At 69.2% G+C, this 7,427-nt stretch carries 8 protein-coding genes; 4 read left to right on the forward strand and 4 right to left on the reverse strand.

The features are described from left to right. Window positions 1-634: 634 nt before the first annotated feature. Window positions 635-1,057 (forward strand): histone-like nucleoid-structuring protein Lsr2, encoded by a 423-nt coding sequence (locus KME75_RS38270; protein ID WP_219419831.1) that lies wholly within the window; start codon window positions 635-637, stop codon window positions 1,055-1,057. Window positions 1,058-1,357: 300 nt separating this feature from the next. Here KME75_RS38270 and KME75_RS38275 read toward each other — a convergent pair whose 3' ends face one another. The 4 genes from KME75_RS38275 to KME75_RS38290 all read right to left on the reverse strand — a co-directional run bounded on the left by KME75_RS38275 (window position 1,358) and on the right by KME75_RS38290 (window position 3,431). After that, a complete protein-coding gene (locus tag KME75_RS38275; RefSeq protein WP_219419832.1) occupies window positions 1,358-1,774 on the reverse strand; it encodes a PIN-like domain-containing protein in 417 nt (138 codons plus the stop codon). Beyond that, entirely contained in the window at window positions 1,731-2,372 is a 642-nt protein-coding gene (locus tag KME75_RS38280; protein WP_219419833.1) for a DUF433 domain-containing protein, read from the reverse strand. The genes KME75_RS38275 and KME75_RS38280 overlap by 44 nt, the downstream gene beginning before the upstream one ends. Before the next feature lie 321 nt (window positions 2,373-2,693). Next, window positions 2,694-3,152, reverse strand: a complete 459-nt coding sequence (locus KME75_RS38285) for a helix-turn-helix domain-containing protein (protein ID WP_219419834.1) — start codon at window positions 3,150-3,152, stop codon at window positions 2,694-2,696. Then, window positions 3,153-3,431 (reverse strand): helix-turn-helix domain-containing protein, encoded by a 279-nt coding sequence (locus tag KME75_RS38290; RefSeq protein ID WP_219419835.1) that lies wholly within the window; start codon window positions 3,429-3,431, stop codon window positions 3,153-3,155. 208 nt (window positions 3,432-3,639) lie between these two features. On the opposite strand from KME75_RS38290, the gene KME75_RS38295 reads away from it, so the two are divergent. From KME75_RS38295 to KME75_RS38305, 3 genes are all read left to right on the forward strand, one after another. Further along, window positions 3,640-5,253: a DEAD/DEAH box helicase gene (locus KME75_RS38295; protein ID WP_219419836.1), complete on the forward strand. Its 1,614-nt coding sequence runs from the start codon at window positions 3,640-3,642 to the stop codon at window positions 5,251-5,253. Between the two features lie 2 nt (window positions 5,254-5,255). Continuing rightward, window positions 5,256-6,323: a hypothetical protein gene (locus KME75_RS38300; protein ID WP_219419837.1), complete on the forward strand. Its 1,068-nt coding sequence runs from the start codon at window positions 5,256-5,258 to the stop codon at window positions 6,321-6,323. A 361-nt stretch (window positions 6,324-6,684) separates the two neighbouring features. Continuing rightward, complete coding sequence (locus KME75_RS38305; RefSeq protein ID WP_219419838.1) at window positions 6,685-6,843, forward strand: hypothetical protein; 159 nt, start codon at window positions 6,685-6,687, stop codon at window positions 6,841-6,843. The last annotated feature ends 584 nt before the right edge of the window (window positions 6,844-7,427 follow it).

A 7,427-nucleotide genomic window follows, 5' to 3' on the forward strand; every position in this document is an offset into this window, starting at 1 on the left:
GGCCGCTGGCGAGCACTGCGCCGCATCACCGCCAGCCCCCGCAGAATCGGCGCCTACGTCAAAGCAGCGCTCGTCCTCACCCACATCGAACAACTCCAGCTACGCACTTCTTGCTGAGATCACCTCATTGTGTGGTGGTCTTTCCGTGGTGACCGAGTCGACGATGCCGCACCAAGCGCCGCCTACTGCGAGGACTCGTTGCCGCCGGGCCGACGGGCGACATCACCGCAGCCGGCGCCCTCCGTGGTCGGAGCCGACTTCGGGTGCGTTGCTGTTCCGCGGGTCCGGGTTGTTCGTGAGTCTCGCTGAGGAGTTCATCGACCTCAGGAGGGCGGTCGATTCGTGGTCGGTGGGTGGTGGCACGCGTGGTCGCCCCGCGGCAACCAGCAATACCGATGTGAGACCCCGCCCTGAGCTAACATGTGCTGTGGCCGCGCGATGCTGGCATGCGGAACGCTGTCCAGTATTCTTTGCTGGCCATGGTGGACCAGGGATTCGCCAAGGTGGACAGCTGGACGCCACGCATCAGGACCACCGGGTGTGCAGTCGGCTCAGGTGCGCCTGGTACATTCTGGTATCCTGGGGCTGTTGAGTCGATGATCGGCGATGACTGTTGAACTAGTGGAAGTGAGACGTGGCGCAGAAGCTTGAAACTCGACTCGTTGACGACGTCGACGGATCCGAGGCCGTTGAGACGGTTTGCTTTGCCGTCGATGGTCGGGAGTACGAGATCGGCCTGTCGCAGGAGAATGCTTTCCGGCTTCGGGAAGGTCTGGCTGCGTTCGTCGCGTCGGCGCGTCGCGTCGGCCGCGTCCGCAGGCCCGCCCGATCGGGCGCTGCGCGTCGCAGTTTCTACGACCGTGAGCAGGCGGGCGCCGTGAGGAAGTGGGCCAGGGCGAACGGCTTCGAGGTATCGGAGCGCGGCCGCATCCCTGGCGACGTGTTCGAGGCGTTTAAGCAGCGCGCGGCGCAGGTCGCGGCTGCGGCCGGGGAGCGCGGTGCAAAGCGGCGGTCGCCGGTGCCCGACCCGTTCACGCTTCCGGAGGGAGCGAACTGACGGGTTGACGGCGTCTCCGGACCGGGGATGCGCAATCCAGCCGCATAGCAGTCTGCGCTGGTCCTTTCCCATCCACGGACGGCGGACGTGAGAGTTCGAGTCGGAGGGGGGACTCGGACACGGAAACGTCGCATACCTGCACAAGGCAGGTGTTCACGTACCCAACGTACTGACGGTCGATGGCTGCCTGCAAGTCCGCCTTCTGCCCTCTGTCTCGATGAGGCTGCGCCCGAATTCAGTTCTGGGGGTCAAGGGGTCGCAAGTTCAAATCCTGTCGTCCCGACAGTGGGTTGGAGTCGGTTATGGCCACATCTTGGTGATGCGGCCGCCTTCATGGACGTGCCAGAACCCGACGTTCGTGCGGTGTACGGCGCGGTGGATGGCGGGCATGGCTTTCAGGAAGCGCTGGGCGATGATGTCGAGGGTTGCGTTGCCGTCGGCGAGGCAGAAGAGGTGGCCGCTGTCGAGGGCGGCGAGTTCGTAGGTGCGGTAGCGGATGCGCTGGTCCTTCGTCAGTAGGGTCCAGCCGCGGCGACAGCCTTCGGCGATCCATTCGGAATCGCCGACCTGTTGCGCGTCGTCGGGGTAGAAGTCGGCGATGAGGTGGACGGTGTGGCCGGCGTCGCGCAGCCGCTGTGCCGAGATCTTCCCCAGACTGCGGTCGAAGAAGAACTCAAGCGGCCTGTCGGAGGACGTCCTCGACGACGTTCTCGGCAAGGTTGTACTCCTCGGCGACGGCGGTGATCGGCTCGCCCGTGCGCCAGAGGGCGACGACGTCTTCGACCTTCACCTTGTTCTGCGCAAGCACTGGGGTGCCCCATCCGAATCGAGGGTCGATGACGACCTCGGCGCCTGCTGGGTAGTCGGGCAGTCGGAGCCGGATCGGGGTTCCGGTCTCGTCCCAGTCGACGTGGCGGAGGTAGTCCTCGAGGACCTCCTTGATGGCGTGCTGGTGGTCGCGGGCTCGGACCAAGGACTTGTCGGCGAGGCGGACGAAGACTTCGACCCCGTCGGTGGCGATGCGTCGCGTGGCCAGGGCGTAGGGGTCGTTGAACTCGTTGCGCACGATCGTGGCGGCGTTGCGAATGTCGTTCATAGGCATGCCTGATTCGCGCAGTGCGCGGAGCACGTGGGCTTCGACGATGCCGACAAAGGGCACGCGTGGCCAGCCACGTCGCTCTGGGCGAACGGCGTGCACGAGCGGTTGCTCGGCTGGTGAGGCGAGCCAGATGTTGAGGGTGCTCTCGGGCATCTTGAGGTACCGCGCGGTCTCCCGTGCGGTCAGCAGCGGTGTCCGATACGGATCGACTGCCATGGTCCACCTCCTCCCAATGGCATCCTGAGACTACCCGTACGCAAGATCACGGCCGGGCTGACGCGCCTGGTTGGGAGGATCCGTGTGCGAGATCGGTTGGCGTACGGCGGAGCGAACGAGTTCACGCCAAGCACGCCCGTGAACGGTGCGGCACGAGCTGGGTCCACCGCGGCCTGGCTCATTGCCGAAGTGGCACCCGGCCCGGATGATCCTTCCCAAGAAGCACACCAGCACCCCGGACAGGACGCTGACGTGCTTCTCGCGGGATCACCGCGGCGTGGTCGGCGCGAGCAGGACGGCAGGGCGCCGCCAGGCTCCTGCTCAGCGGGCCGGAAGCGTGATGGATTGCCCCGCGGTGGCGATGTGGTGGAAGTTGCCCTCACCGACTGTTCGGGTCAAGGTGCGGATCGTCGCCAGCGGGTTGTCGTGGGGCCCCTGCACGAACAGCGGCACGCCGTCTTGGCCGAACGTGATGGCCGACGTCTCGGTCCACGGGCCGAGGTGCCCGGCTGTCTCGGCGAAGTCGCTGTGCGGCTCGAAGCCGAGGGAGCGGGCGTAGTCGACCGAGCCGTGCACCAGGTGTCGTACGTGCTCGATCGAGGTCTCCAGCGGTACGCCGTCCGGCTCGATGGCGGAGAAGTACGAGCGAAGGTACGCGGGCAGGTCGCGGTCGTTCATCACCTCGGGGCCGAGGGTGTTCTTCAGACCCAGGCAGTAGGTGTCGACCAGGTACCCGCACACCGACACCCGCTGCGGCTTGTGCCGGCGGGCTACCGCCACTCAGGCCAGTCCGCTGGTGCCGTCATCGCGCGCGACGTCGGGCCAGCCGCGGTCACCGTCAACGGTCAGGTCGGTGCTCCAGCCGCTGCTGACCCAGCAGCCGACCACCTCCGGTTCGCCGCGGGTCGCAACCTGGTGCGCGCCGAGCTCGCGGACCATCCGCGCGACGACCGACGGGCGGACGTCCAGCGCCCGCGCGATCTCCTTGGGGGAGCTGCCCGTCGCCCGCAGCTCGCGGACCCGCGCGATGAGGTCGTCGTCAGATCCGTTCCTTGTCATGGTGAGGTTCTATCGGACCGCTCCGGGAGATCCGGCGACACCCCGGGACCGGGCCGACCGCACTGTCGGTGGACACCGATAGCGTCCAGACCGAGGTCGGATGAGAGGGGCCCCGATGTCGGTCGGGTTGTCGTCAGAAGCGCCGGAGCGGGCTGAGGTCACGGCGTTGTACGCGCCGCTGCTGGAGCGGCTGGCAGGTGTGACGGGCATGAATGATCAGCATTCGGCGCTGGTCGAGGACGCCGTCGGGGTGTGGAGCAGGCCGGGGTTCGACACGGTGCTGTCGGGGTCGCGGCTGGCGTTCACCCCGTTCGACTACCAGCTCGCCACCATGCAGACGGTACTGCGCCGGATGCGGGGGCGGGCGATCCTGGCCGACGAGGTCGGGCTGGGGAAGACGATCGAGGCCGGGCTGGTGCTGGCGGAGCTGCGGATGCGCGGGCTGGCCGACCGCGCGCTCGTCGTCACCCCGGCCGGGCTGGTCGACCAGTGGCGCGAGGAGCTGGAGCGCAAGTTCGCGCTGCCCACCACGGTGGCCGCCCGCGGTGGGTGGGACCGGGAGGCGGATCGGCCGGTCGTGCTGGCGTCGTTGGCCGCAGCGCGGCGCGACCCGTTGAAGTCGGCGCTGGTGGACGAGCGCTGGGACGTGGTGATCGTCGACGAGGCACATCGGCTGCGCAATCCCGCGAGCGCGTCGGGCAGGCTCGCCCGCGCGCTATGCACCCGGTACTTGCTGCTGCTCACCGCCACGCCCGTGGAGAACCGGCTGCAGGATCTCTACGAGCTGGTCAACCTCGTTTCGCCGGGGCTGCTCGGTACGGCCGCGCAGTTTCGCCGCACCCATGGCAGCGCCGGCACCGGGGTCGACGCGCTGCGCAACGTCGCGGCGTTGCGGGCCCGCACCCGCGAGATCATGGTGCGGCACCGGCGCAGCGAGGTCGAGGTGCTGCTGCCGCAGCGGCTCGCCGAGACGGCGTTGGTCACACCGTGCGAGGCGGAGCGGGCCGTGTACGGCGACATCGTCGCGCGGATCCGCGACGAGGCCCGCTCGGCCGCCCCGTCGGCGCGGATGACGCTGCGCAGCCTCACCCGGCTGGCCGGCTCCAGCCCGGCCGCGGTCGCGCCCACCCTGGACAAGGTCGGGTGGGCCGACCTCGCCGCCCGCGCGCGGGCGATCGGGCGCCCCCGCAAGACCGACGAGCTGCTGATCCGGTTGCGCACCCACGCGGAGCGGGGCGAGAAGGTGCTGGTGTTCACGGCCTTTCGCCACACGCTCGACGCGCTGGCCGCCGAGGTCGAGGCCGCGGGCATCCCGGCCGCCTGCTATCACGGCAGCCTGTCGCGCCGGGACAAGGACGCCGCGGTCGCCGCGTTCCGCGACGAGGTTCCCGTGCTGCTGTCCACCGAGTCGGCGGGGGAGGGGCGCAACCTGCAGTTCTGCCATGTCATGATCAACGTGGACCTGCCGTGGAACCCGATGCAGATCGAGCAGCGCCTGGGCCGGCTGCACCGCGTGGGTCAGGAGCACGACGTGCTGCTGGCCAACCTCGTCTCCCGCGGCACGATCGAGGAGCAGATCCTGCACGTGCTCGAATCGAAGATCAATCTGTTCGAGCTCGTGGTGGGGGAGCTGGACATGATCCTCGGGCGGGTCAACGACGATTTCGACTTCGAGTCCTCGGTGTTCTCCGCCTATGTGGCCGCCGATGACGACGCGCAGTTCACGGCCTCGCTCGATGATCTGGGCGCCGACCTGGCCCGCGCCCGCACCGACTACCTGCGCACCCGCGGAGCGGTCGACCAGCTGGTCGGGGAGGACTGAGGATGGATCCCGGTCTGCGGTTCTGGATGAGCTACGTCGACGCGCGCGGTGGGCTCACCGAGCGCTCCGGCGACAGCACGCTGGTGGTACTGCCGCCCGCCGTCGCCGGCGAGTTCGACCTGCCCGACGAGTTCATGGTGACTGACGAGCCCGACGTCGCCCGCGAGGACGGCGCAGTGCTGCTCGCCACCGGCCATCCGGTGTTGATCCAGGCCGCCGACTCCGCGCTGAGCCACGGAGACGTCGGAGTGGTCACACTCGCGCCACCTACCACGCCGGCCCCCGACAGCCCCCAACTGGAGCAGCGGGTCCGCGATCAGGTGCAGGTCGAGCACGGCAAGATCGACGTCACTGGCCTGCCCACCCGCGTCGACCGGCCCGTGCTGCGCCTGGGTGCGCTGGTCACCTACTCGCTCTCGGCCGACGAGCATTACCAGGAGCGGTTGGAGTGCTGGATCGACGCGGGGTCCGGGCGGCAGCTTGCGCCCGATGTCGTCGCGCGGCTGCGCGCCGCGCCCCGCGCCGAGCGCGCCACCCCGGCCCGCCCGCCGGTGCTGGAGGCCGTGTCCGCTGCGGTGGGTCGGGCTCACGCGATCCTCGACGCGGCGGCCGAGCGGCGTCGCACCGCCTTGTCGGGCCAGGCCTCCGACGCTCATCGGCGCGAACGCGCTCACGCCCGCGACTACTACGCCGACGTGCTCCGCTCGTTGGAACGGCGCCGGGCCAGCGCCGATCCCGACCGGGCCGAGCTGCTCTCCGCGCGGGCCGCAAGCACCCGGGAGGAAAGGTCCCGGCGGCTGCTCGAGATCGACGAGAAGTACCAGGCGCGCCACGAGATCCGCCCGTTCCGGCTGCATGCCGTCCTGGTGCCGGGATGGCGGGTGCCGGTCGACGTCCGCCGCGGCCCGCGCCGCTACCCGTTCGCGTTCGACTGGCTCGCCGCGTTGGGTGCGTTCGCCGAGGAACGCTGCCCGCACTGCGGCGCGGCGGCCACCCTGTCTGCGAGCAAGAACCGGCTCGGCTGCATCGACTGTCTCCCCGGCGCCGGGGCGGTCGCGGCCACGGCCTGAGCTTGATCTTCAACCTTGTGGTGGTGATGGCCGGTTGGGTTCGTCCTGGTCGTGCGGTGTGTCTGCACGACATGGCACGGCCGGGTGGCGCTACGAGCTTCCACGTGCTCACACGACCCGAAGCTGCGGACGCTCTGATCATCGCATGGGCACGATGCGCGAGCAGGGACATCACGATCTCCTGAGTGGGTGGGCGTGGCGGACACGCGGCAGGCCCGCTGGGCGGGAGCCGAACGGGCGTGGTCGGGACGCGTTGAGGTTTGCGTTCTACGGGCGGACGTCGACCGTCGAGTACCAAGACCGGTCCACGTCACGTGCGTGGCAGCGTGAGGTCGCCGAGAGCGTCATCGACGGTCGTGGTGTGATCGTTGCGGAGTATTTCGATGTGGGCTGTTCACGGCGGGTGCCGTGGGATCGCCGGCCGCGCGCTGCGGCGTTGCTGGCCGCGGTGTCGACGGCGGGTCGGCGGTTCGATGCGATCGTGGTCGGGGAGTACAAGTCTGTCGTCCCGACGGTGTGATATCTCAGGACATCCTGGACGCCCGAACCCACGGAGTGTGGGTTCCGCGTCCGTCGTTTTAGGTTGGTCTTGTGTCGGGGCTGGTCGCACGCGGGGTTGATCTCGAGTTCGCGGAGCAGGTCGCCGGTCGCGGCGTGGATGACGCGGACGTGCAGGTCGTGGACCAGGAGCAGGACGTGGGTTCGACGTGGGGTCGGCCGATGCCGCCGGTAACAGGTCACCGTCCTCGAGCGAGCCAGCGAGTTCGGCGAGGTCGGGAGCCGGGATCGCCCTCGTGGCGAACGCGATGCGCGCGCTTCACGGCCGCCCACCGACCTGCCGTGGGCGCTGGAGATCTAACCGGGGCTTCGCCCCAGCCCGACGAGGCGTGCCTTGTTCCCGTCGGGTTTCGGGGCTCCGGTCGGGCGGGGTGAGACCGTGACCGGCGGGCCGGTCCGGTGTATGAACCGCTCGGAGCGGTTGGTGGGCCTGCTGGCCGCCCGTCCAACCGGAGCCGAGCATGACGCTACCGCGCACCGTCGCCGATGTCCTGTCCGATCACGTGGTGTTCGAGGTGGAGTGCATTGACCGGATGTATCTCAACG

This window comes from Pseudonocardia nigra (genome assembly GCF_019396355.1).
In the GTDB taxonomy this organism is placed as follows: domain Bacteria; phylum Actinomycetota; class Actinomycetes; order Mycobacteriales; family Pseudonocardiaceae; genus Pseudonocardia; species Pseudonocardia nigra.